Consider the following 25,548-nt stretch of genomic DNA (forward strand, 5'->3'; position numbering starts at 1 on the left):
AGCTTCGCGTACGAGCCGACCCAGAGCATGGCGACGAAGGGGATGACGAGGCAGACACCGGCGATCACACGGGTGGTGGTGACCACCGGTGGCCGCCCGGAGGTTCCGGATGGTTCGGACATTGTTTTTCCTCGAGCTTTCAGCACGTCAGAAATGCCGCGCGGGGGACGGACACACCCGGCCGTCATCCGATGGCCCGGGTGCGGGATGTCACGTGTCTCCCGGAAAACGGACGGCGGCTTCGACGCCGTGAAGGATGCCGGGGAGCGACGGCCGAACGATGGCCGGACACGTGGGAGCGGCACATGGTGTGCCAGCTTTCACCGTAGTGATGTCCCCCTCGACACCATTGAACGAGGGCGACAGTCCAGTGGATCTCCCGTGCCATCGCTCCGGCCACGCGACGCGTGTGCCGAAGGGTCAGCCGGCACTCCACTTCTGGTTGTCCGCACCCGTACAGGTCCACAGCCGCAGCGTCGTGCCGTCGCCTACCTGCGCGTCCGTGGCCTCAACGCACTTGTGGGCCTGGAGGTTGACCAGGTCGTGGGCGGGGTTGAGGTGGAACCTCTGCGACGCGGCGCCGTCGCAGGCAACCAGTCGGACGGCCGCACCGTCGGCCGTGGATCCGCCCGCGACGTCCATGCACCTGCCCGCGATCCGGATGCTCCTGTCCTCCGCCACGATCAGCCATGACTGCCCCGCACCGGCCGTGCAGTCCCGGAGCGTCAACGACGCGCCCTCCACGGAGCCCGCGCCGATGCACCGTTGGGACGCGTGACTGCGGATCGCCACCCCCGGAACCGCCGTGGAAGCGGGCTCCGCGGAGGCGGGGACCTCTTCGTTCTCCGCTCCGGGGGCGGCCTCGGGCTTCTCGGGCTGCTCGGGATCCCCAGGGGACGGCGAGGCGACGCTCTCAGCGGCTCCCGCGGACGATGGTCCCGGGCTCCTGCTCGGAGACGGTCGCGTCACGTCGAGGGGGCTCACAGGCAGCGCGCCGCCAGGGGAAGCCCCGATGCCCGGCGTGGAACCGGAGCCGGGGGCGGCCGTCGAACCGCCGGCGCCGGAGTCCGAACCCCGCATCAGGAAGGGAACCAGCAGCAGGCCTGCCGTCAGGCAGGCGACCGCCAACAACACTCGACGAAGCCTGCGGCGGTCACCATGGCCGGGGTCAGCGGCAAGCGGGGTCCCCTCCCGGTCGGCGTTCCCCTGCGGTTCGGCTCCTGGTACCGGATCGTCCTCGGTCGCGGGCGTCTCGGGGTACGAGGCGAAGGCGAGCCCGGCCGCGAATCCGTCCGCATAGCCGGACGGTGAGTCCCCGGACGCGTCCTCGGGTTCGGCGGGGAGAGCGGCGGCCCGCCTGGCGCGCATGGTCGCGGTCCGGTGCGTAGTCCAGTCAGGGGGATTCCGGCTTCCGCCGGTGTCGGCGTCGGCGATCGCGTTGGTTCCCCGCACCCGCCGCGGCAGAGGCGTGGGGCCGGGGCGGTGTACGGCCCCTGCCACGGCGTCCGCAGCCGACGACTCGTCAGAAGAGGCTGCCATTGGGTCCTTCCAGCATCAAGGGGCGAGGGGGCTCCGCCACGGGGCGGGCGCGGGCGGCGCGGCCGCTGTCCGCCTGCGCCTGCCCCGATCCCGACGTGAGCCCGGTCCGGAGACGGCAGCGCCGGACCCCGAGCAGGGCATGGCCGGCCCGCCGACCACACGGCCGACAGCACCGCTCCCACTATCCCCGGGCCCGTCGCCGCTCCATAGAACACGCGTGCCGTCCTGGCGTCACCGTGCCTCGGCAACCGGCTCGCAGGCGCCTTCCCGGCCTCTGGGTGAAAGGCCGGGTAACGCGGCCGCCGGGGCTGCCGCTTGCCACGGCGAGATCGGCTTGACCTGTGGGTACCGACGGGCCTGGTAGGTCACTGGAAGGGCAGTCAGGTCCGTGGCCTGGGACGACCCCCGCCATGCGCCAGCACGCGCGCGCGTATTCCGGGCTTGTCCGCTGCCGTGTCGTTCGGCACATCAGGAACAGCGACCGACCGGTCGAAACGAAACCCCCTACTAGCCTCGCGCTTTCGCGGAGCGGGCTGTCCAGCAGGTGATCAGGAAGCAGGAAGTGCCGCTGACCGGCGCGAGCAGGGATCAGCCAAGCCATCACAGGTTGACGGGTGCTTCTTGAAGATTGTCGTGAAGGGGTGCGAGACGCCGCTTCAATGTCTTCGCTATGTAGACGATCCAGAGGGAACAACTCGCAAGGAGCACGATGTAGAAGCTGTAGAGGCCGGAGCCGACTATCAGGCCGGCGATCGCAGGGCCGCTTGCCAGGGCCACTTGCTTCACCAGGGCGAAAGCCGAGTTGTACATTCCCATCCGATCCTCGGGAGCGAGATCGGCGATGATCGGGGACAGGGTGGGGGAGAGCAGCGTCTCACCGAACCCGAAGATGCCGTACGTCGCGACGACGAGGACGGTAGCTGTCACTGCGCTGGCATGCAGTACGCCAGCCAGACCGGCGGTCAGCCAAGCCACCGTCCAGATGATCCCAGTTGCCTGTATGGCTCGGGTTCGTGGCATCCGGTTCACCGTGCGAAGGACGAGGAACTGCGCGACGACGATGACGCCGGTATTGGCTGCTTCCGCGATACCGAGAGTCAGCGGCTGAACGTGGGCCGCTTCGGTCGCATAAGCAGGAAGACCTGACGAGATCTGCCCATAGCCGGCGAAGAATATGACTCCGCCTAGAACGCACAAACACAGCATCGCCCGGTCCGCGAAAACAATCCTCAGGCCGTCCCGAGTCGGATTTTCCCGGCGGAGTGAGGATTCAGGGGTGACTGTGCCAATGCGGATGGTCACGGTCAACAGGCTCAGAGCCAGATAAAGCACGGCTTCCACGGTGAACAGAGTCGTAAAAGTCTCCGGGCGCCCCAAATCGACTGTGGCACCCCCGACCAGTGCGCCGGCGCCCAGGCCCAGGTTGATGATGAAGGCTTGGGTCGCGAATGCCCGCGCTCGCGTCTGTGGCGTCGAAGCGAGCATCACCAACGTCGCGTTGGAGGGCTGAATCGCGGAGACGCCGGCGCCCATCATGGCCGACGCCGCAATCGCCTCAACCGCAGTAGTGACGTGGCCGAACAACAACGCGCCCACAGCAGTCGTAAAGGCGCCGGCTGCCAGCACGCGTGCCGGTCCTCGGCGGTCGATGAGCCTACCGATCAACGGCAGAAGGCAGAGCGCGGCCACGGCGAAGGAACCGGACGCCACCCCAGCTACCGCATCGCCCAGTCGCCGAACGTGAGCGACATATACGAAGAGAAACGGTCCAGTGAAACCAGTACCGAAGGCAATCAGCACGGTCCCGGCCTGAGCGCGGCGCAACACCTTTTTCATGGACGCTGTCACGCGTTCCCTTTCCAGTGAATGAGTCCCGGGATCCGCTTTCCCGGTAGATCAGAACGAGTCGAAACGGCACTCCGGAACCCCAGGCGGGGAACCTGGCAGCAGTACTCCGACCCGCATGTTCAGGTCCCCTCGCTGATGCCTGCAAACATCGTTGCCGATTCTGGGAACGGGACTTCAGACCGAAAGATCACAGCGATCTCCATCAGGGCCTTGGTCGAACCGGCCTGCAGCCTCAGGACGAGCAGGTCGCCGCGTTCCGAAACCGGCCGCTGGACGTCGGCCCGTATGCGTTTCGTTCGTGTGGCGACGCCCTCACCCAGAAGGTCCGCGAGGGTGACGACGGGCGGTTGGGGCTGCAGCGGGCGTGACGGAAGATGCGCCAGCGCTTGACGGTGGCCATGCCGCGCTTGACGGGATCGCAGCCGGGCGTGCGCTCGGTTCAGCGATCTGTGCCGGGCGGTGAGCTCCTTGCGGGGTGGGCGTCGGGTCGGCGTGACGAAGGTACCGCCGGCACCGAGGTAGGCCAGGTCGGCCAGCCGAGGCGGACGCAGGTGGCCGCGATGCGCTGGATGCGGACCGCGGTCAGATCGCGGATGCGGCCCGGAAGAGTGCGGGAGATCCACACGATTTTGCCCTGCGGGTCGGTGATGCCTGGAGATTCACGCCGTGGCGGCGGCGCCTGCCGGAATAGTCGGAGCGGCTGTCGCCGACCCGGTCGCTCTCGGCAAGCGCGCCGTCCACCAGTACATACTCCGCGTCCGCCTCGCGCGGAACGCGGGTCAGGCCCGGCGCGCGGCGGGCTAGGAGTTCGATGACCGCGTGCACGTAAGCGTGGGCGGTGCCCACGCTGATCCGGAATCCGGCCGCGATCTGCGCGAGGGTGTCGTGCTCACGCAGGCACACCAGCACGACCAGGGCTCCGCGAGGGCCGGAGCTTGCAGCTGCGGTCACCCTCCCGGGTGACGATCAGCATCGGCCGGCTCCGTCACCGCCGACACCACCCGCACCTACAGCTACCCCACCACTGCGGGCGCGGCGCGGCCCCGCGCCGTGAACACCATCACCGCCCCCGGGGGCACCACCGGTACCCCGTGTCAGCTGCTGCGTGCTCGAGATCCTCACACCGGTAATTCGTCGCGGTCCCGGCCCGAGATGGTGCATCACCCAAACGAGTGATCGGGGCCGCACCGGCGCATACGACGCCACCGGTGGGGCATGTGTGGACGCCCGCGATGCCCGTGCAGGACACCGCGGGCGTGTCCGAGACGCAACCGTGCGATACCCGCGGGCCACGGTGAACATCCGGCGGGCACCGGACGTCCAACGTCCATGAGGCCTCGGACACTTCCAGGCGCCGTGACCGCCGCCGTTCGCGCAGACGTTGCCGAACGCCGGGTTCAACAGCCCACCCACGTTGACGGTGTTGCCGCACAGATTGACCGGGACGTTCACCGGCACCTGGATGACGTTGCCCGACAGCACCCCGGGCGACCCCACCGCGGCACCGCGCGCCACTGTCCGCCAATGCCAGCGACGCCGTCCCCATGACCGCCGCACCGGCGACAACCAGCAGGGCCACCCCATCGACCGTACGAGACCGAGACATACGGAACACTCCCATGATCGGAAACACCCGGCATGCGCCCGGGACGCGGGAAGGCGAGAACCGCTCCCACAAGGGCATTCGCGCGTCACCCACGCAACGATGGCCTAGGAAGGCCCACTTCACCTGTAGGGGCGATCGCGACGGCGGCGTGCCCCCTCAGCACGCCATCTCCGTCGTATGTGCGTCGAGACGACGAGGTAGGACCCGGGCACGACGTGGCTGGACCGGTCTGTCTGGCTCGCCGTCAGGAAGGCATCAACAAGCCGTCAAAATTGCCGGGAACCGGCAATGTGTACCGGTCACCCGCCCTGTCACCATCGTCATGGCACCGACAACGGAGCCACTGCACGAAGTGGGGGGCAGGGGATGCGCGATTTCGCCGACGCCGCGCTCGGTTATCCCACCGCCCTGTTCAGCTTCGCGCTCGTGGTGGTCATCGGGTACTGGGGGAGTGTCCTGCTCGGTGGCTTTGACGTCGACGCCCTCGACGGGGGACACGGGGGAGAGGGCGTCGACGCCCACCACGACGGGCACGACGGACACGAGCACACGGGGGGCTTCGCCGGCTTCCTCGCAGGCCTTGGGCTCGGCGGGGTCCCGCTCACCGTCACGCTGTCGCTGCTGATCACCATCGCGTGGTTCACGGCGCTGTCCGGCCGGGTCCTGACCGGCGGCGGGCCGCTGACTGACACCGCCGTCCTGGCGGGAGCGCTGGCGTGCTCCTGGACCGGCACGCGCGCGCTGCTCATGCCGCTGCGCCGACTGGTGCCCCGAGAACGCGCGCCGTCGCGCGCCGACTTCGTCGGCAAGGTCTGCGTCGTCCGTACCGGCCGCGTCACCGCCGGGTTCGGGCAGGCCGAGGTCACCGCCGACGACGGATCGACCGCTGTCCTCCAGGTACGCACAGCCGGGCCCGACGAGGGCCTGATCGGTGGCAGCACCGCCCTGATCTTCGACTACGACGCCGTCCGGGAGTACTTCCTGGTCGCGCCGTACGACGCCGCGCTCGACCCGGATCGCCGTCCGGCCCACTGAGCCCGCCGTTCCACCCGTCTTTTCACTTTCCGTATCTCTTCACCGAGGATCGCTGATGGATGCCATCACCATCGGGATCGGCGTGCTCGTCGCCGTCGTCCTGCTCATCGTTCTGGGCATGCTCCTGATCGTCAGCCGGCTCTTCCGCAAGGTCGAGCAGAGTAAGGCCCTGATCATTTCCAAGGCCAAGAAGGTCGACGTCACCTTCACCGGTGCCGTGGTGCTGCCCGTGCTGCACAAGGCCGAGGTCATGGACATTTCGGTGAAGACCGTGGAGATCCGCCGTACCGGCCGCGAGGGTCTGATCTGCCGGGACAACATCCGCGCTGACATCCACATCAACTTCTTCGTGCGGGTCAACAAGACCGTCGAGGACGTCATCAAGGTCGCCCAGTCCATCGGCACGGAACGGGCCAGCAGTCAGGAGACGATCCAGCAGTTCTTCGCCGCCAAGTTCTCCGAGGCGCTGAAGACGGTCGGTAAGCAGTTGGACTTCGTCGACCTCTACACCAAGCGTGAGGAGTTTCGGGACCGGATCATCTCGGTCATCGGCACCGACCTCAACGGCTACCACCTCGACGACGCGGCCATCGACTTCCTCGAGCAGACCCCGATGACCCAATTGGATGCCGCCAACATCCTCGATGCCCAGGGCATCCGGAAGATCACCGAGCTGACGGCGATCGAGCACGTGCGGACCAACGAGTTCCAGCGCACGGAGGAGAAGGAGATCACGCGCCAGAACGTCGACGCCCGCGAGACCATCCTGGAGTTGGAGCGCCGTCAGGCCGAGGCCGAGATCCGGCAGCGGCGCGAGGTGGAGACCCTGCGCGCCAAGGAGGAGGCGACCACCGCGCAGGTTCAGGAGGAGCAGCGGCTCAACGCCCAGGGCGCCTTCCTGCGCACCGAGGAGCAACTGGGCATCCAGCGCGAGAACCAGGCCCGCGAGGTCGCCGTCGCGCAGAAGAACCGCGAGCGGGTGATCGCCGTGGAGAACGAGCGGATCGAGAAGGACCGGCTGCTGGAGGTCATCGCCCGCGAACGCCAGACCGAGCTGACCCGGATCGCGAAGGACAAGGAGGTCGAGGGCGAGAAGCGGGAGATCGCCGAGGTCATCCGCGAGCGCGTGGCCGTCGACCGCACCGTCGCCGAGCAGGAGGAGAGCATCAAGCGGCTGCGTACGGTCGAGGAGGCCGAGCGCGCCCGCCAGTCCGTCGTCATCCACGCCGAGGCCGAGGCCCAGGAGAAGCTGGTCAAGGACATCAAGGCGGCGGAGGCGGCCGAGGCGGCGGCCCACCACAAGGCCCGCGAGACGCTGACGCTGGCCGAGGCCCGCAGGCAGGCGGCCGAACTGGATGCCCAGGCCAAGGTCCGGCTCGCCGAGGGCGTGCAGGCGGAGGCCGCCGCGGAGGGCCTGGCGGCGGTGCGGGTGCGCGAGAAGGACGCCGAGGCGATCGAGAAGACCGGACGGGCCGAGGCCGCCGTGGCCGTCGAGAAGGCGCACGCCGCCGCCACCGAGATCGGGGAGAAGCTGAAGGCGGAGGCCGCCGGCCTCACCGAGAAGGCGGCCGCGATGGCCGCCCTGGACGAGGCCTCGCGCGGGCACGAGGAGTACCGGCTGCGGCTGGCCGCGGAGAAGGACATCCGCCTGGCGGGACTGGACGTCCAGCGGCAGATCGCCGAGGCGCAGGCGGCGCTGGTCGGCGCAGGACTGGAGAAGGCCAAGATCGACATCGTCGGCGGGGACAGCGTGTTCTTCGACCGGCTGGTGAAGTCCGTCTCGTACGGCAGGAGCGTGGACGCCTTCGTCGGGCACTCCGACACCGTCCAGGCGCTGGCCCGTCCCTGGCTGGACGGCGAGTCCAACATCGCCGACGACCTGGCGCGCGTGCTGGGCTCCGTGGACGCCGCCGGGGTCCGCGACCTGACGGTCTCCGCCCTGCTCATGCGCCTGATCAGCGCGGGAGGCACCCAGAGCGGGCAGTTCCGGCAACTGCTCGACACGGCACGAGAGCTCGGACTCGACCAGACCCCGGTCGCCGGCCTCAACGGCACGGCCCGCGCCTGACAGCCGGCCGAGGAGAACGGAGGGGCACGTACACGATGGCCACCGAGCAGCAGCACGGCGGACTGGAAGCCGGGACGTACGAGGTACTGCGCACCCGGCTCACCGCCGCCGCGCGCCAACTGTCCGACAGGACCCAGGCACTGAACGCCCGCCGGGTGGAGACCTTCGGATCCGGGGGGCTACGGCTGGCCCGCAGCGGGCGCCTGCGCACTGCGGGCGCGTGTGTCCCGCGCGACATCGCGACTGTGGGCGGACGACTGCTGCTCGGTCACGACGCACCAGGAAGCGGCGGCTCCGTCGGGGACGTGTTCTCGCTTCACGACCTGGGCGACTTCGAGGCCGTAGGCACCGACGCTGTTCCCGGGCTGCTGGATGACCCGTGTGTCCGGCAGGATTTGGCGGAGTTGTACCGCTACTACCGCGACGCCCGCTTGCTCCGGCTACGGATCCTCGGCACCCGGCTGCTCGCGGTTTTCCGGACCGGTCCGGCCCTCACCGACATCCGGGTCCTGCGCTGGCAGGTGGCCGCCGACGGCACGGCCTCGTACCTCGACGCCCGCGGCGAGCGCGACCACGTCGTGCCGCCCGCGTACGACATCGCGTGGCGGGAGACCACCCGCGACGACCACGTCCTGGGCCGCCACCCACACGTGTCGATCGAGGGCGAGGTCTTCGTGTCCACGGTGGGCGGCACACTCACGGTCAGGACACAGAACGACACGGTCGCCGGCGTGGAGGTGTACTCCGAGCCGGTCGACGAGCCGCTGCAGGCTCTGGCCGACGCCGACATCGCCCATGCCCGCGCCGGAGCGCTGATCCTGCTGCGAGTCCGCCCGTACAACGAGAACGCCGCCCGGTATCTGGTCACGAACACCCGAACGCACCAGGTGATCCGGCTGGACGGTCTCGGGCAGGCCTGCCTCACCCTGCCCGACGAGCAAGGGGTGATCTTCCCGGGCGGCTACTGCATGGCCACCGGCGCGGTGCGGACCTTCGACATTCCGACCGAGGGCCTGGAGTTCGATCGGGTCGTCCGGTCACCGAACGGCGAGGACGTGCTGTACGTCTTCCACGCTCCCGCCGAGGGCCGCACCGTGTTCCTCCCGTACAACGTCATCCGGAAGGAGGTCGGCAGCCCGCTGTCCTGTCACGGGTACGCGCTCCTCGACGATGGCACCCTGGTGTTGCTGCGCGCCGACTCCACCGAACCGGCCCGCGTCCACCCGGTGCAGGTATGGGACACCCCCTACACCACGGACACGTACGCCCTCGGCCGGCCGAGCGGTACCGGACCGCTGGACCGCGTCGGCAACGCCGATCTGGTGCGCGGCATAGCCGACTGCCTCTCGGTCGCCCGCATGGCGGAGGAGATGACCCCGACCGCCGCCGTGTACGAGGCCATTGCCGCGGCCTGCGTACGGACGGCCGATCACCACCACTGGCTCACCGAGCACGGCCTCGGGTCCCTGCACGAGCCACTGGCCGAGGTCGGAAGCACCGCCGAACAGATCCTGGAAGAGTTCGCGGCGATCACGGCCCTGACCGCTCAGGCCACCGGGAACCTGGACCAGGCGGCCACCCGCATCGCCACGCTCGTACGCCGCGGGCGTGGCGAGACCCTGGACAGCGCCGACGTCTGGATCCGGCACCTCACCGAACTCCGCCGCGCTCAAGGCCACCTGACGTCCTTGCGTGAGCAGCGGTACATCGACCACGACCGGGTCGACGAACTCTCCGCCGGGCTCAGCGACGACCTGGCCACGGCGGCCCACCGGGCGGTTGCTTTCCTGGGCGGGGAAGACGCCTTCGCCGGCCACCACAAGGACGTCGCGGCAATCGCGGCCGAGGCCGCGATCATCGCCACCACTGCCGAGGCAGCGCCACTGGCCGAACGGCTGGCCGAACAGACCGAGGGCCTGGAGGCCGTCACCGAGGTGGTGACCGGACTCGACGTCGCCGACCCGGTCATCCGCACGTCGATCCTGGATCGGATCGGTGCCGTCCTCGCCGAAGTCAACCGGGTCCGTGCCACCCTTGACGCGCGGCGCAGGGAACTGCTCGGCCAGGAGGGTCGCGCGGAGTTCGCCGCCGAGGCTGCCTTGCTCACCCAGGCCGTGATCGCCGCCCTGGGCGCCGCGACCACCCCCGAGACCTGCGAGGAGCAGCTCGGCAAGCTGCTTCTGCGGATCGAGAACCTGGAATCACGCTTCGGGGAGTACGAGGACTTCACAGAGGCGCTGGACAACCAGCGGACCGAGATCCACGAGGCCTTCTCCGCCCGAAGGCAAGCCCTGCTCGACGAGCGGGCTCGCCGCGCCGACCGCCTCGCCGACTCGGCCGGACGGATCCTGCACAGCGTCGCCCGCCGCCTGACGTCCCTGGCCTCCCTGGACGAGATCAACACCTATTTCACCTCGGACCCGATGGTCGGCAAGATCCGCCGCGTCGCCGACGAACTGCGTGACCTCGGCGACCCGGTCCGCGCCGGGGAACTCACGGGCCGCGTCAAGGCCGCGCGCCAGCAGGCAGCCCGGGCGCTGCGCGACCGCGCCGACCTGTACGACGACGGAGAAGGCGGTCCGACCGTACGACTGGGCCGGCATCGTTTCGCCGTCACCACCCAGGGCACCGAGCTGACCCTCGTTCCCTACGAAGGTGCGATGGCCTTCGCCCTGACGGGAACGGACTACCGGTCCCCCGTCCACGACCCGGAGTTCGAGGCCACGCGCGCGTACTGGGACCAGCACCTGGCATCCGAGACACCCGAGGTCTACCGCGCCGAACACCTGGCCGCCCGCCTCCTGGCCGACGCCGAGCCGCTGGAGGTGCTGTACGAGGCCGATACGGAGGGGCGCCTGCTCGGCCTCGTACGCGAGGTCGCCGAATCCCGGTACGACGAGGGCTACGAGCGCGGCATCCACGACCACGACGGCGCCGCGATCCTCTCCGCCCTGCTGCGGCTGCGGGCGGAGGCCGGGCTGCTGCGCTACCCGGCCTCGGCCCGTGCCGCCGCACAGCTGTTCTGGGCGTACGGCACCGACAACACCTCCCGTGACATCTGGTCGGCCCGTGCGTCCTCCCTGGCACAGGCCCGCGCCACGTTCGGTCTCGCTCCGGCCGTGGACACCCTGCGCCGGGAGCTGGCCCGGTCGATCGCCACCTTCGTCGACGCTGCCGGACTCGACCCGAGCGGTACGGGACTCGCAGGCGAATACCTCTTCGAGGAGCTCGCCGCAGGGGCCGAGGGCAAGATCTCCTTCGTCTCCGGCGCGACGGCCCGCACCCTCATCGAGAAATTCCGCACCGCCGCGGACGGACAGGGACCGGAAGCCGGCCTGGCCGCCCTGCCCGACGACTTCGCCTCACTCCCCGCGCGCCACCAACTCGCCCAGGCCTGGCTCGGCTCCTTCCTCGCCGCCGGCGGCGCCGAGTCCACCCCGGGGGATCTGGCCGAAGCCGTTGCCCTGCTGCTGTGCGGCCACCTGCCCCACCATGACTGCGCCGCCGCGCTCAGCACGACCGTCGACGGCCTGCTCGGCCGGCACCCCCGGGTCCTGCGCAGCACCCTCCACCTTCGACTGGACGAATTCCTCGCCCGCACAACCACCCACCGCACCGAGCGCGTACCCGGCTTCCGTGCCTACCAGCGTCTGCGCGCCGACCTGCTGACGCGCGAACGCACACGCCTGCGCTTGGACGACCACCGGCCGGTGCCGCTGACCACCTTCGTACGCAACCGGCTCCTCGACGAGGTGTATCTCCCCCTCATCGGCGACAACCTCGCCAAACAGATCGGCGCCGTCGGTGGCCCTCGGCACACCGACAGCTCCGGCCTGCTGCTGCTGATCTCGCCCCCGGGCTACGGCAAGACCACCCTCGTCGAATACGTCGCCGAGCGCCTCGGCATGCTCCTCGTCACCGTCAGCGGCCCCGCGTTGGGCTCCTCGGTCACCTCACTGGACGACGACCACCCGGAGATCCGCAAGATCCACTTTGCTCTCGCGGCCGCGAACAACGTGCTGCTCTACCTCGACGACATCCAGCACACCTCACCGGAACTGCTACAGCGGTTCATCCCGCTGACCGACGCCCAGCGTCGCCTCGGCCCTTACGACCTGCGCGGCAAACGCTTCGCCGTCGTGATGTCCGGCAACCCCTACACCGAGTCGGGCTCCCGCTTCCGCGTCCCCGACATGCTGGCCAACCGCGCCGACGTCTGGAACCTCGGCGACGTCCTGACCGGCCGGGACGATCTCTTCGCCCTCAGCTTCACCGAGAACGCCCTCACCTCCAACCCCGTCCTGGCGCCGCTGGCCGCGACCGACCCCACTGACCTCGAAATCCTCCTGGGCATGGCCCGCGGCGACGAATCCACCCGAGGCGATCGTCTGACGCGCGCATTCCCTCCGGCGGAACTCGACCGCATCCTCGCCGTGCTGCGCCTGCTCCTACGAGCCCAGCGCACCGTCCTGGCAGTGAATAGCGCTTACATCGCCTCCGCGGCACAGTCCGACGTCTCCCGCACCGAACCGCCCTTCCTGCTCCAGGGCTCCTACCGGAACATGAACAAGCTGGCCGAGCGCATCTCCCCCGCCATGAACGACGCCGAACTCGACGCCCTCGTCGACGACCACTACCGCGCCGAAGCCCAGACCCTGACCAGCGCCGCCGAGGCCAACCTCCTCAAGCTCGCCGAAATCCGCGGCACCCTCACCGGCGAACAAGTCACACGCTGGGAGGACGTGAAAGCCGCGGTGTCGCGTGCCTTGCGCCCATGAGCAGGTGCACGAGGCGTTCCCGGGGAACACCTTGCCACCATGGAGGTGCCCTCGATCTGGAAAGAGGAGCGGCGCCCGGCCTTTCCTTGGTGGAAGCCACAAGAGACGGAAGGGGCTGCCACGACGGTGGACAGGCCGGGTGCTCGGCGCTGCAGCCGCCACGTACGAGACCGGTGTTTTGCACCTGACGGAGTTGTACGCCACCGACGAAGTCGAGCTCCGCCTTCAGGGCCGCGAGTTCGACTTTCACCCTTGTCTGGCACCCTCTGTCCGGCCGCGCTGACGCCAGCGCGTCCCACCTCGAAACCGGCCGCCTCTGCGTCCTGCTCTCCCGCCACCGCCATGCCTGCATCGTCGTCGGCCGCGCCGGCATACGCGAGCTCCTCGGCAGCCACCCGTCCACCTCGCCGGGACTGTACAAAGAACGGCCCTGTCTCACATCCGGTGATGACGCCTGGTGATGTCAAATGCGCAAAGTAATAGCCGCAGGTCGAGCCATAGCAGAGACCCATGAGCCGCACGGGGGAGCTTCATGGTGGACGTTGCCCAGGACACCGGTAGTGTCTCCCTCGGTCTGCAAAAGAGCACTTCAGGGTCGTCTCCCGCGGTATGACTCTGCGTTGCCACTGAATGTGAGACAGAGCCGTTCGATGGACAGACCCCAATTCCTCGCCCGTATAGCCGCTGAGGAGACCCGGCTCGCCGCCGACTGAAATGTGGGCGGGCGGCCGCCTTGTCTGTTGAGCGTGGAACAGACCGGCAGAGCTCCGTTGGCCGTGCCAGGTGTTCAACGAGTGTTGCTCTCAGGGATGCTGCTGTGTGGTGCGAGCAGCAGGCGGTGCTGCGACACGGGGCGTGTTGGCAGGGCACTGGGTTCGTTGTGGGCTGCGCCATGGTGGCGTTGTCGCGGGTTCGGCTCGTCGTTCGGTACTCGCCTCGACAGGACATTCGCCCCATCCGCATCGATCACCGTGCAGTGGTGCTCGACATTCTCGCCGACCGACGCGGTGGCCGAGGAGGGGCATGGCTGGCACACTGACGCGCAGGTCGTAATAGCGGCGGGCATGACTCCTACGAGCAGTACCACTCCGGCGCATCGGGGTGGACCTCAACGCCTGCCGTGTCGGGGTATTACCACGCGGTGCCGCCGTGCCTCTGGGTGTCAGGGGTTCTGGGGTGCCCGCCCCGCTGGTACGTCGACTTCGATGGCTGGCTGAGCGCGGTGCCGGGACTGGTGTGCGCACTGTTGAGCGACGTAGCGAATTTGTGTTGTGGATGCTCACGGTGGATTCGACCCGGACCGGACGCTGCGGTGCGTCCACGGGGAGCACCAACTGAGGCGTGAAGTAGGCGGAATGCGGAAGGACTCACCGATCGCATGGTCGGTGAGTCCTTCGGCTGGGGGGTGCTCGGTCAGAGGATGGTGTTGTAGGTGTTCCAGCCGCCGCCGATCTTGGTGCGTTTGGCGAAGGGTGCGGTGGCGGTGCCGGTGCCCTTGTACAGCCAGAGGACGCCGGATGCGTCGCGGGCAACGGCGTCGGTCTTGCCGTCGTTGGTCAGATCGCCAGCGAGGGAGAGCTGGTTGTAGATCTTCCAGCCCGTGCCGATTTTGAGCCGGGTTGCGTACGGGGCGGTGGTGCTGCCGGTGCCCCTGTAGAGCCACAGCACGCCGGAGGCGTCGCGCGCGACCAGGTCGGGTTTGCCGTCGTTGTTGAGGTCGGCGCCGGCGGCGAGCTGGTTGTAGATTCCCCAGCCGCTACCGATCTTGACTCGGGTGGCGAACCGGGCGCTGCTGGTGCTGCCGGTGCCCTTGTAGAGCCACAGCACGCCGGAGGCGTCGCGGGCGACTAGGTCCATCCGGCTGTCGCGGTTCACATCGCCCGCGCCGGCGAGCTGGTTGTAGATGTTCCAGCCGCTGCCGACCTTCACGCGGGTCGCGTAGCCGTGCGCGAACTGCCGGTCGTAGTACCAGAGGTATCCGGCGCTGTCCCGGGCAACGATGTCACCGCGGCCGCGTTCTGCGCCGACCGGGACAACGCCCGTCGAGTAGGTGAGTTTCTCGACTACGGGAGAGAGCCGGGTGATCTTGTTGTACGTCTGCCATCCGGTGGTGAACGGCGCACGTGAGGAGAAGGGCGTGGCGGCTGTGCCGGTGTTGTTGTACCAGAACAGCTGCCCGGAAGTGTCGCGAGCTAGTAGGTCATGCCGGGGCAAGACGGGCGCACCTACGGTGGAGAAGGTACCGGTCTGACGCACGTACGTGTCGTCGAAACCGTTCCTGGTGTAGATGTCGTAACTCGTCAAGGCACGCATGCGCCATGCGTGTACGCCCGGGGCTGCGGTCAGTTCGTAACTGATGGTGTGGTCGCCGGGCTCCAATCGGCAGTCCAGGTTGAGGACGCCGGCGTCGACCTTGGGCGAGTTCAGGGTGCACGAGGCGCCGGGACCGGTGGTGACGTTCCCGATCTGGATGTCCTCACGGGGCCTTGAGACCTGCCCGTCTGCAGGTAGGAAGTTGAGGTACAGCCGTCCGGCGTCATTCGCGTGGACGTGTAGCACCTGCCGGACCGTTTTACCGGCAGGTACGTCCGGGAGGTCGTAGGCAACCGTGTTGAGTAGGGCGTGCTCCCGCGACATGACCACGGACCGTGACATTCCAGAGGTCGCTGTGGCAGGCCTGACGCCGGCGCTGCGGGCGGCCTCGATGCCCTCGGTCAGGTCCCCGCCCGGGGGTATGTATGCGTACCCCCGGTACAAGGTGGTCATTTCTGGCGCGTCCGTAGATACGACGAACTCCGGGCCGCGCTGCTGGTTGGGCCACAGTAGGCAGGTGAAGACGGCTTTGTAGCCCGGCACCTCCTCACACTCGGTGGGGCTCAATTTGAAAGACGCCGGCCACCCTGCGCCATCACCCGTGCCGTCGAGCGGTTGGGTAGCGAAAGCCACCACCACTTGACTTCTGACCGCCGTCGCGCCCGTGAAGTTCACCTCGGTGAAGGAAACCGAGTTGGGTGGCAGCACCTCGTCGCGCACGGTAACGTGCAGACCGTCCTCGGCCGTGGCCGGGCTGGAATTCATGAGTGCCACGGCCGTAAGCAGACCAGTAGCCGCACTCATGGCGGCTGTACGCCGCCACAATCTTCGGTGCATCGAATACTTCATCCTGTTCTCGGTTCGTCGCGGTTCTCACGCTCTGCGTGCGGGGCCGCGCCGGTACTCGTCACCCTGTTCTGCGGGAAGGGAGACATCCGGAGAGTGCCGGAGGTCGTACGTCCGAGAAGGTCGCCTCAGCCGATGTCGTTACGCCGCAGCTGGACATTCAACCGGTGTCGGCGCCTCCCCAGGCGCCTCTCGCTCGCCGCAGCACCCGCTGGCGAACATGAGCCCTGACCTTACCGACGGATCATGCTACAGGTGCGAGTCTCGGAGTCGCCTGGGTCAGCTGACTCGGAGGGAGTGTGCGCGGCAGTCCGATGCTGCGTTCAACCGGGTCTGCGATTTCGAATAGTCCTGCTGCTGTGGGCATTGTGTAGTCGGTCGCAATGACGGCCAGCCGTGAGCCGATGGGCGTCGGTTTGTGAACGGCAGCATTCAGCCAGAACCTCCGCGCGCGCCTCCGCTTCCTCCGGGCGGGTCGGTGAGCCGCCGTGAGAGCACCCGCCCACCGTGGTGGACCCTGCACGTGCACTGGCAGGTCCGCGTCCAGGGCGCCATATCCGTCGTCGGAGCGGTTCGGGCTGGTCACGACAGCCGTCTCGTACAGCCGGTACGGCAGATGGTCGCCGCGCCAGGTACTGGCCAGCGCCCACGCGGCGACGTTGGCGGCCGCGGGCTGGCCGACCGCGACGACCTTCGCCGACAGCGTCACCAGCTCCGCGGCTCCACCCCGTTCTCCGCCGTGGGGCCGTCGCCGTTGGTTGCGTATCGGCCTGGTGCGCTGTTGGGGTCGGGGTGGACGCGATCAGCACCTTCTGTCCGGGTACCAGAGGCGTCGCGGGAAGCTGGGACGGCTCCACGCTGACGCCGACCACGGCTCGCCGGGTCCGATCAGCGACTGGTCGGTGACTTGGGACGGTGCGAGCAGCGATCCCGCCTTCAAGTCGGTCGCTGGGCGTTGCCCGACCAGCCCGTCGGCTCGGGAGGCCTTCACGGACTGCACGGCCGGGTCCAGGGCGATCGACGCTGTGGCGAGGTCGGCTTCGGTGACGCAGGTGCCGACTGGTACGTCACGGTCGACGACGACGGCTGGGGTGCGGTGACTGAAGTTGGAGTACCGGACGGCTCCGGACAGGCCCCGGCGGCGATCAGCGCGACGGACAGGGCGATCAAGCCGGGTCGGCGCTGGCGTTGCCGGACCATCCGCGGTGCGGCGACCGGTCCGGTTGGCGGCGATGCCGGGGAGTCGCGGCGACCGCACCGGAATGGGCTCGTGTGGTGGTGGGGTTCACGACCCCTGACATCGGCTGCGTAACCTCGGGCGACGCCCAACGCTGAGGCGCACTCACCGGGACGGTGCTCCCGGGACAGCGGCGCATCATGCGACGGGTACCGCGGTGCGACATACGACGCACCGTACGGCTCTAGCCTCGCGCTTTCACGTGGTGGGGCGTCCGGTGGGTGATCAGAAACGCGAAGAGTGCTCCTGACCTGCAACGATGGGACTTGTCTAGGGTCCAGGTCGTCGCATGAAAGAAGCACTCTCCAGGTGAAGAAGCGTATCGGGTCCTTCCCGCATGTCCGTACCGAAGGCGGCGGTCGTGGGGTGGTCGCTCAGGCCGGCGGTGTGCTGCTGGTGGAGACGATCCGCATGACCGGTCTGGATCAGGCGATATCGGCGGCGTTGGCGCCGTGGCGCAAGCCGCGGGCGGTGCACGACCCGGGCAAGATTCTGCTGGATGTGGCGCTGGCGGTCGCGCTGGGTGGGGACTGCCTGGCTGACGTCGGGATGCTGCGGGCCGAGCCCGCGGTGTTCGGGCCGGTGGCCGCGGACGGCAGACACTGATCCGCACCGACTCCGGCGGGGGCACCCACGAGTTCCTCGACTGGCTGTCCGCACGCGGCCGATGGCTGTTCTACTCGGTCGGCATGACCATCACCGATGCCGTCCACCAGGCCGTCTTGAAGGTCCCGGCATCGGCCTGGACGCCGGCCGTCGAACCGGACGGCGACATCCGCGACGGCGCCTGGATCGCCGAACTCGACGGCGGCTGCCTCAAGGCCTGGCCAACAGGGCTACGACTGATCGTCCGGAAAGAACGGCCACACCCCGGAGCCCAGTTGCGGATCACCGACGCCGACGGCCTGCGCCTGACGGCGTTCGCCACTAACACCAAGAACGTCCCGATCGCCGCACTCGAACTGCGACACCGCCAGCGCGCGAGGGCCGAGGACCGCATCCGCGCCGCACGGGCCACCGGCCTGCGCAACCTTCCCCTCCACGACGCCGCACAGAACCAGATCTGGCTGGAGATCGTCCAGATCGCTCTCGACCTGCTCGCGTGGATGCCGATGCTCGCCCTGACCGGCGACGCCCGCAGGTGGGAACCCCGACGGCTCCGGCTCCGCCTGTTCTCCACTGCCGCACAACTCGTCACCACCGGACGGCGCCGCATCCTCCGCCTCGCCCAGCACTGGCCCTGGACCGGCGTCATCGCCGAAGCGCTACAACGTCTCGCAGCCCTGCCGAACCCCGGCTGACCAGCAAAGTCCCGCCCCTACGAACAGCACCACCGACCGGAACCGTGGAACCCGGCGCCCACCCGACGCGACAGGCGGGCCCATCGCCTGCCCACAACCAGCCCGAACGCCGAAACGGCCAGCCAGAAGAACCGACAGGCCGTCACGAAACATCGAGGTTAATGCAGCGAGGGGCGGCGCGGCCGGGCGTGGGCAGGTGAATTCCAGGACGCCTGTAGACTCGGCCATAAATAGAGTGAAACTCCTGCAAGAAATTATTTGACGCTTGGAGCTGAGATGGCTGCGGCACATTCGATGATGGACATTAAACTCGCTGCGGCAGATGGTCCCGCGCGGGTCACGTTCGAGCCACTTGGGGTTGTGTTCGAAATTGCCGACGACGATTTCATCACGGTGCGACTAGACTCGAGCCTGGCGTCCTCGGTCGAAATTCATCATTGGTCAAACGGGTTCTCGGTTTGGCTTCCGTACCCCGGGGAATCCGACCACGTCATTCTCGACTCCGGCGGGCGCGAGGTCGTCCGACTTTGGTAATTGTGGCTCTGTGGTTCTCGCACCGGATTCCCGCCCTCTAATATACGTGAATACCGAGAACGGCCCCGGCGAGCATGTCCTGCCGGGGTCTCTGTGTGCTAAAATTCCTCTATTCGGGTTTTGGTGGAGTTATGCAGGCGACTGTTGCAAATCCAAGGATAATTCCGTAATCCACATGGCGGGCCATAAAGTGGCCCGCCATGTGTCAATTTCTGACATAGTTGGAGGCGTGCATGCAGGTTGCGATCGACGGATTTGCTTACGTGAGTCACGATGAGCCTGCCTGGAGGGGTGGGCAGCATCGAATGGCCATGGTGAATCTTGCGCAATTTGGCTTCGAAGGGATGCTTGAGCAACTCTGGCTGCGCGAGGTCGATGGCGGAGAGGGGTATGAGATTTGCTGTATTCCCTTTTGCGTTTACGGTCTCGCACTGGGGGATTTGGTGTCTGTTGACGACGCTGGTAATGTCAGTCAGTTGGTGAGAAAGGCGGGGCGTCTGGCGTTTCGCGTGCTATTTGATACGCCTCGACCATCGTTGGATGGTCGAGATTCTCTGCGTGGAGCGGTGGAGTCTGCAGGTCTTTTGAGTGAGTGGAATGGAGATCGCCATGTAGCGATTGACGTTCCGGATGCGTCTGTGGCGCAATCGCTTTTGGATTCCATTCGTGAGGAGATTCGCCTCGAGACGGCTTTTTGGGAATGGAGCATTTCTCGGGAATTTAGGCCCTCCTGAGAAACCGTTTTGGGCCTGGTGTCTGTATCCGAGCCTCGTCCAGTGTGCGGTAGCGTAAATCGGTGCACGGAAAATTCCGGCGCCATGTCTGCTACCTCAGCCCTGAATATTCGGCTTCTCGACAGCTTCATGCCAACAGGCTCCCATCGCTTTCAGAGCTTCCCTACCAGGTCGGTGCTTTTATGCCATCGAGGGACGGGTCCGCGCCGTCCCTGCAACGCAACGCTGCGGCGAGCAGCCCGACGTCCAAGACGCTGAGCCGCACATCGTCGACGGCCCTGTTGTCCAGCGCCACGAACCGCGGCGGCCGGCTCCGCAGCTTCTTCATCGGCGCCTACAACTCCATCCAGGAACGCCGCGTGCGGTCGCTCGCGAGCGGCGTCCAGACCGGGCCGGACGCCCCGTACTGTTCGAGGTCCTCCAGCACGCCGCCCCCAACTGGACATGCCCGGCGAGCTGGGCGGTCGCCGGGTGCCCCGCGACCATGGCCCGCAGGTCGCCGATGCGCCGCTGCAGCGCATCCGGCCCGGCGCCGGTTAGGACTAACAGCACCCGGGGGAAGCGCGGGTAGAACCACTGCCAGGCCAGCATCGCGTCCTGGTCGGCGACGGTGCCCCGCCGCCCGGGCGGCTGTGGCACGTACTCGTGGAACCGCGCGTACGAGATCAGCTTCCTCGCGAGGCGCTCGCTGCTCATCGTGGCGCGGTCGACCTCGACGAATGCCCGGTACTGCAGGCGCTGCGGTCTCGTTGCCGTGTAGTGCAGGACCGCGTCAGCGATCAGGCGGTCCTCACCGCCGGTGTCCGGCAGCCGGTGAGCGACCTCCGGCACCCAGTCCAGCGGCCCGTACTCATCCCCGCGGCTCCGGGCATCGGTGAGGAACGCCAAGTGCGTGCGCAGCACTGTGAGGGTGTGGGCAGCCCGCAGCGAGGCTTCCACGGAGCTGCCACACGCGAATGCGTGCTGTCCGCGCAGCTCTGGCCACCCGGCGACGGCCCGGGCGCCTTGAGTAGTCAGGAACCAGACCCGCATGCGGCTGCCCACCATCGCGTAGTTGACCAGTTCGGCCTCGCGGAGCATGTTGAGGGCGCGGCTGGTGAACTGCCGGGTGGCGTCGGGGGCGACCAGTTGCTGCAGGTGGGGGGTGGTGGCCAGGCGGTGCTGAGCGAGAAGGGCCAGGGCTCGGTGTGCTGCAGAGTCGTCGGTGGCGGGCTGGGTGCTCGCCTCGCGGTCCGGGTCGGTGAGTGCGTCCTGGGTGGTGTCGTCGGTGAGGTTCATCGGTACTGCTTCTCCTCTTCGGTGACATCAGTGGCGGGCTGTGACGACTGCTGCGGCTCGGCTGTGACAGTGGCCGACGGCTGGCCGGCGCTCTTGCCGGTCGGCTGGCCGGTGAGGAAGTCCAGGACGGAGATTTCGTGGGTGGAGGCCACGGCGGTGAGTTCCGCCAACGGTTTGGCGTCGGTGTTGTCGTGGGCGGCATTGAGTAGTGAGCCGCGCTTGGTGGGCCGGTACAGGTCCCGGAACACGTCGTTGAGCTCGGGACCTCGGATCCGCAGCGGTCCGACGCGCTTGCCGCCGACGGTGAAGGAAGCGAAGTGCTGGTAGCGGCCGAGCTCGGCTGCGTCAGCTGGGCTGACCTGCTCACCCCACTCGTCGGTGATGTACCGGACGGCCTCGACCGATCCGGCGGTGGTCGACAGCGACGACGCGTTCTGCAGCAGCGCGGTCCGCACGTCCGGGCTGATGCGGTGCAGTAGCTGCGTCATGCCGTGCATCCGCACCCCGAACTTGCGGAGCTGCTCGGTGATCTCAGCCAGCGAACTTGCGGCGGCCCCGTCCAGGGAGATCAGCTCGTCCAGATACAGGCGGAACGCCTTGCGGTCCCTCTCCGGGACGTCACGGCGGGACAGCCCGGCGCGGAGCATGTCGCGGACGATCATTGAGGTGAGCAGGCGGTCGGTGGGGCCGGTGCCGGCCGGGCAGATCCACACGACCTTGGAGTGGTCCATGGCGTGCCGCATGTCGTAGCTGCCGACCGGGGAACCGAGGAAGGCCTTGATGACCGGGGACGCGGCGAGCCGGTCGATCGGGTTGAGGACGGTGGGCAGGGCATCGGCGGGGATCGCCGGGAACGAGGTGGCCCACCACCGCTGTGCCTCCTTGTTGAGCCGGTTGACCGCAAAGGCCCGGAACGTCTTGTCTGTGATCAGGGCCCGGATCTGGAAGACGGTGGCCTGGCAGTCCGCCTTCCCGGCCGCCACCGCCTGCTCGTTGACGGCGACCAGCGCCTCCACGGCCTTGGTGAGGATCGTGATGGCGCGCGGCGCGTTGGCGTCCCCCCACCCGAGCGAGGTCGCGAACGCATCGACGACCGATGCCGTCACCTCGTGCGGCGCCGCACCCGAGGTCATACTCAGCGGGTTCCAGCAGGCGAGTCGGTTGGTGGGCTTGCGGACGGTCAGGTCGAACAGCCACGCCCGGCTCATGATCGTGTCGTGCGCGAGGTAGGGGACGACGGTCGCCCATGAGTCGCGGTGAGGGTCGATGAACGCCAGCCCGCCCCGGTTGTGGGCGACAGCGACAGCCTGGACCAGGGCGCGGGTGGGTTTGCCCCAGCCGGCCTTGCCGACCTGCACCTCGAACAGGGTGTCCGACTCCCGCGTGGCCAACAGCCGCTCGGTGCCATCCGCACTGCGGTACCAGCCCTGTGGCAGCAGGTTCTTCGTCGGCTCGAAGCTGGGGATGTCGCCCGCCAACAGCGGCAGCCGGGCGTGCATCGTCGGGGGCTTGAGTAGCCCGGCGACCTCCTCGATCCGCGCCCAGGAGTCCCGGCGCGGGTGGATGCGGCCGCTGGCCCACCGCTCGTCGAACCGCGGTCGCCACGGCCACCGGTCCGGCCCTAACCGCAGCGGGCCCCAGGACCAGCCCACCGACGACAAGCGGGTGCGCGCCGCGTACACGTCCAGCGCGGCTTCGATGTGCCGCAGCCGCCGCTCCGCCCGCCCGATCTGGTCCGAGGCGCACCGCACCAGCAGCTGCACCCGGACCAGGCCGGTGTCCTCCATCAGCTTGCCCAGAGCCTTCTCCCGGTCGATCCGCGGCGGCCGCGGCGACATCATCAGCCGACGCCGGCTGGTGCGCTGATCCGGCGGCGTCAGCAACTGCGTGAGCTGCCAGCCCCACGAGTCCTCCAACGACGCGGCGTCCTGCGCCATCCACTGCGCCTCGCGGCGCGCTTCCTGCAGGGCTCGCTGCCGTGAAGCGTGGACGACCTGCTGCCGACGGCTCTTGAGGTGCCAATTGGAAGCGGGGGAGATGTCCAGGCAGACCTCGGCGAGGTCGCCGAGGTCGCCGAGGTCTGCGCACAGGTCGGCGACGGCGGCGATCAGCGGCTGCAGCGGGTCCACCTCGAGCGGAACCTCCCGCAGCCGGGACGCGGCCGTACCGTGCAGGGAGAACACGGCACGGACCGTGTGCTCGCGCTCCTTGTAGGCAATTGGCCGCGCGGGCTCACTGCAGACCCGCGCGTAGGGGGTCTGCTGCAGCAGATGTGCGGGTCGACGCGGCCGTCTCCGTTGCCGTTCCGTCCGATCGCGGCGAACGTGGTCGGCAGGAACTGGAGCGGCCCGACGGCCCGGTCCAACTGCCGTTCGCCGTCTCAGTGGCCGTCGTCGGTGTCCGGGATCGCCGTGGTGTTGCTGCCCACCCCGGAGCCGTCCAGGCGCGGCCCGAGGAAGCGCGGGGTGATGTCACCGTTCGGCCCGATAGCGGCCCTGCGGCACTGTTCGACTCGTTCGTGGCGATGCCGGCCAGGAAGCGCGTGCTCACCAGCCGAGGCCATGGTCGGGAACGATCACCTCCCGAACGGGAAACGATCTCCCGTCGCATTCGCGCCGGTCGGGCCGACCCGTGAACGACTGTCCGTCGTGTTGAGGACAACACAGGCTCGACGGTTGGGTGTACGACGTGCCGGTGTGGTTGTGTCTGGCGGGGGTGCCGTTCATGGGCATGGGTGAGTTTCCCGCCAGTTGGTGCGGAGGCTCGTGTCGAGCTGGGTCTCCCATTGCGCGAGCGTCTGGCACTGCAGTGGCGTGCGCCGGTTCAGGGCGGCGTCGGCTTGGGCGAGCGAGGCGAGGATCCTGGCGTGGATGCGGTGCGTGGGTTCTTCGGGCAGGGGTTCGCTGGCGTTGCCGTCGGGGCCTGGCCGGCGCTGTGGTGATGTCGTGCTCTTGATTTTGGCCAGGGCGTCGCGGAATGCCGCGTTAGGAGGAACCCCTGGTGGGCTGGTGATCTGTGGCTGTTCCGGCTGGTGAGGTGCTGGGGGTGTGGCGGCATCGCGAAGGTGGCGGGTGATGTAGGCGGCGGGGGCGTGCGGGCGCCAGGTGAGCCACCAGGAGTGCAGTTCTGCCGCGATGTCGTGCCGGGTCAGGCCGGCTGTGATCAACGGGCGCAAGGCGAAGGCGAGGCGCCGCAGGTGCTCGCCTTGCGTCCAGGAGACGCGGGGCCGGATCCAGGCGGCGATGGCGATGCTGTGGGCGGTCTGCGACGGCGTGAACGACGTGGGGCGTGGGGCGCTTCGTTCCGGCTTGCCGGTGTAGTTGTTCTTCTCGTCTACCTGAGCGTTCTGTCTCTTGGGGTACTGCTTACGGGAAGGGGTGCAATCGGTGGTGCGTGCTGCGGTGTGTTTGCGGCCGGCCTCGGTGATGGCGCGGGCGCGGCCCTGGGGGGTGTAGCCGATCAGGCGGGCGGTGTAGCCGTGCCCGCCGATGCGGTGGCCCATTGCCTGGTCCCAGGCTGGGGGAGCGGTGGCTGCGTAGATGGTGGCGGTGCCGGACCATCCGGGACGCCGGGATTTGCGTCGCGTGTTCGTGCGGCTGCCGTGTTCGACCCATACCAGGAGTCCGAGTTCACGCAGGTATCGGACGTGATCTGCGAGGCGGCGGACGCCGATGCCGAGTAGGGGCGCGCGGTGGTCGCGGCCGTAGAGGACGTGCCCGTTTGGTTTCATGTCGCCGGCCAGGGATTGCGCGACCCGTAGGGTCGTTGCGTTCGCCTGGGGGTGCCGTTTTTCGTCAATGGCCCACTGGGCGGCGGACAGGAAGTCCCGTGCCCGCACGCTGCGGGAGGCCGTGGTGGGTATCTCCTGCAGGGCGTGCGTGAGTAAGAGATGACCGGTGCGACTACCCAACTGAGCCGCGGGGGCGGGGGATGTAGCGGTGGTGTCGTCTGCCGGTGCGTCCTGGTAGTGGACGGGGGTGTGCTGGATCTTCAACAGTGGCGCGCCCTCCGTGGCGCGTGAGGCAACGTCGCCGGTGGTGCGACTGGCGGCCGTCGGCGTCGTTGGTTCATGGAAGGGAAGCCCTTGCGCTTGCTGCTGGCAGCAGGTGACAGGGCTGGGCTGCCGAGGTACGGGAGCCTGATCAGGACGCTGGCACCGCGTCGGGGATCACGGGGCTGAGCGGGGTCGGCCGTGCCAAGGGGGGAAACAGTTGATTGCCTGGCTGTTCCGTCCGGCGGGAATGGACGGGCGCCCTTGCGTCGCCTTTGGCTCGTCCTTGGCTGCGCTGGTGCCTGGCCGGGGTGGGGTATGGCGCTTCATGCCGGGGACCGGAGCTCTGCCGGTGTTCGCACGACGCCGCCGTGACGATGCGCCGTGTGGAAGCGACCTGCAGCCCGCAGTGCGGGACAGCGCCGGAAACGGACGTCAGC

12 protein-coding genes and 5 pseudogenes are annotated in these 25,548 nt (G+C 68.3%); 6 read left to right on the top strand and 11 right to left on the bottom strand.

Features of this window, described 5'->3' with window-relative positions; all coding sequences use genetic code 11:
- The 5 genes and pseudogenes from ACZ7MY_RS22020 to ACZ7MY_RS22040 all read right to left on the bottom strand — a co-directional run.
- Nucleotides 1-122 (bottom strand): annotated as a pseudogene (locus ACZ7MY_RS22020) (DUF3311 domain-containing protein); the annotation flags it as partial.
- A gap of 298 nt (nucleotides 123-420) precedes the next feature.
- Nucleotides 421-1,539: a ricin-type beta-trefoil lectin domain protein gene (locus ACZ7MY_RS22025; protein ID WP_499603909.1), complete on the bottom strand. Its 1,119-nt coding sequence runs from the start codon at nucleotides 1,537-1,539 to the stop codon at nucleotides 421-423.
- Nucleotides 1,540-2,139: 600 nt separating this feature from the next.
- Nucleotides 2,140-3,387 carry an MFS transporter gene (locus ACZ7MY_RS22030; RefSeq protein WP_499603910.1) on the bottom strand — a complete coding sequence of 416 codons (1,248 nt, stop codon included), beginning with the start codon at nucleotides 3,385-3,387 and terminating at the stop codon, nucleotides 2,140-2,142.
- Nucleotides 3,388-3,730: 343 nt separating this feature from the next.
- Nucleotides 3,731-4,360 (bottom strand): annotated as a pseudogene (locus ACZ7MY_RS22035) (transposase); the annotation flags it as partial.
- Between the two features lie 380 nt (nucleotides 4,361-4,740).
- Nucleotides 4,741-4,993, bottom strand: a pseudogene (locus ACZ7MY_RS22040) (chaplin); the annotation flags it as partial.
- Between the two features lie 366 nt (nucleotides 4,994-5,359).
- Between ACZ7MY_RS22040 and ACZ7MY_RS22045 the strand changes: the two are divergent.
- The 4 genes and pseudogenes from ACZ7MY_RS22045 to ACZ7MY_RS22060 form a co-directional block, all read left to right on the top strand.
- The gene (locus ACZ7MY_RS22045; RefSeq protein WP_499603912.1) at nucleotides 5,360-6,028 is read left to right on the top strand and encodes a hypothetical protein; all 669 of its coding nucleotides are present in this window, start codon (nucleotides 5,360-5,362) and stop codon (nucleotides 6,026-6,028) included.
- Nucleotides 6,029-6,083: 55 nt separating this feature from the next.
- On the top strand, nucleotides 6,084-8,096 hold the full coding sequence (locus tag ACZ7MY_RS22050) for a flotillin family protein (protein ID WP_499603914.1): 2,013 nt from the start codon (nucleotides 6,084-6,086) through the stop codon (nucleotides 8,094-8,096).
- A 35-nt stretch (nucleotides 8,097-8,131) separates the two neighbouring features.
- The gene (locus ACZ7MY_RS22055) at nucleotides 8,132-12,874 is read left to right on the top strand and encodes a DNA repair ATPase (protein ID WP_499603916.1); all 4,743 of its coding nucleotides are present in this window, start codon (nucleotides 8,132-8,134) and stop codon (nucleotides 12,872-12,874) included.
- A gap of 217 nt (nucleotides 12,875-13,091) precedes the next feature.
- Nucleotides 13,092-13,284: pseudogene (locus ACZ7MY_RS22060) on the top strand (helicase); the annotation flags it as partial.
- Nucleotides 13,285-14,287: 1,003 nt separating this feature from the next.
- On the opposite strand, the gene ACZ7MY_RS22065 reads toward ACZ7MY_RS22060, so the two are convergent.
- The gene (locus ACZ7MY_RS22065) at nucleotides 14,288-15,952 is read right to left on the bottom strand and encodes an FG-GAP repeat domain-containing protein (RefSeq protein ID WP_499604469.1); all 1,665 of its coding nucleotides are present in this window, start codon (nucleotides 15,950-15,952) and stop codon (nucleotides 14,288-14,290) included.
- An 883-nt stretch (nucleotides 15,953-16,835) separates the two neighbouring features.
- Nucleotides 16,836-17,291 carry an SAF domain-containing protein gene (locus tag ACZ7MY_RS22070; RefSeq protein WP_499603918.1) on the bottom strand — a complete coding sequence of 152 codons (456 nt, stop codon included), beginning with the start codon at nucleotides 17,289-17,291 and terminating at the stop codon, nucleotides 16,836-16,838.
- A 288-nt stretch (nucleotides 17,292-17,579) separates the two neighbouring features.
- On the opposite strand from ACZ7MY_RS22070, the pseudogene ACZ7MY_RS22075 reads away from it, so the two are divergent.
- Nucleotides 17,580-18,571, top strand: a pseudogene (locus ACZ7MY_RS22075) (transposase).
- Between the two features lie 767 nt (nucleotides 18,572-19,338).
- Entirely contained in the window at nucleotides 19,339-19,839 is a 501-nt protein-coding gene (locus ACZ7MY_RS22080; RefSeq protein ID WP_499603920.1) for a DUF4265 domain-containing protein, read from the top strand.
- 324 nt (nucleotides 19,840-20,163) lie between these two features.
- On the opposite strand, the gene ACZ7MY_RS22085 is transcribed toward ACZ7MY_RS22080, so the two are convergent.
- The 4 genes from ACZ7MY_RS22085 to ACZ7MY_RS22100 all read right to left on the bottom strand — a co-directional run bounded on the left by ACZ7MY_RS22085 (nucleotide 20,164) and on the right by ACZ7MY_RS22100 (nucleotide 25,111).
- Nucleotides 20,164-21,117 carry a replication-relaxation family protein gene (locus tag ACZ7MY_RS22085; protein WP_499603921.1) on the bottom strand — a complete coding sequence of 318 codons (954 nt, stop codon included), beginning with the start codon at nucleotides 21,115-21,117 and terminating at the stop codon, nucleotides 20,164-20,166.
- Nucleotides 21,114-23,300 carry a type IV secretory system conjugative DNA transfer family protein gene (locus tag ACZ7MY_RS22090; RefSeq protein WP_499603923.1) on the bottom strand — a complete coding sequence of 729 codons (2,187 nt, stop codon included), beginning with the start codon at nucleotides 23,298-23,300 and terminating at the stop codon, nucleotides 21,114-21,116. The genes ACZ7MY_RS22085 and ACZ7MY_RS22090 overlap by 4 nt, the downstream gene beginning before the upstream one ends.
- A gap of 197 nt (nucleotides 23,301-23,497) precedes the next feature.
- Nucleotides 23,498-23,680: a hypothetical protein gene (locus ACZ7MY_RS22095; RefSeq protein WP_499603925.1), complete on the bottom strand. Its 183-nt coding sequence runs from the start codon at nucleotides 23,678-23,680 to the stop codon at nucleotides 23,498-23,500.
- A 159-nt stretch (nucleotides 23,681-23,839) separates the two neighbouring features.
- On the bottom strand, nucleotides 23,840-25,111 hold the full coding sequence (locus ACZ7MY_RS22100; protein ID WP_499603926.1) for a hypothetical protein: 1,272 nt from the start codon (nucleotides 25,109-25,111) through the stop codon (nucleotides 23,840-23,842).
- Between the last annotated feature and the right edge of the window lie 437 nt (nucleotides 25,112-25,548).

The sequence above is a fragment of the Streptomyces sp. NPDC111520 genome, from assembly GCF_055635295.1.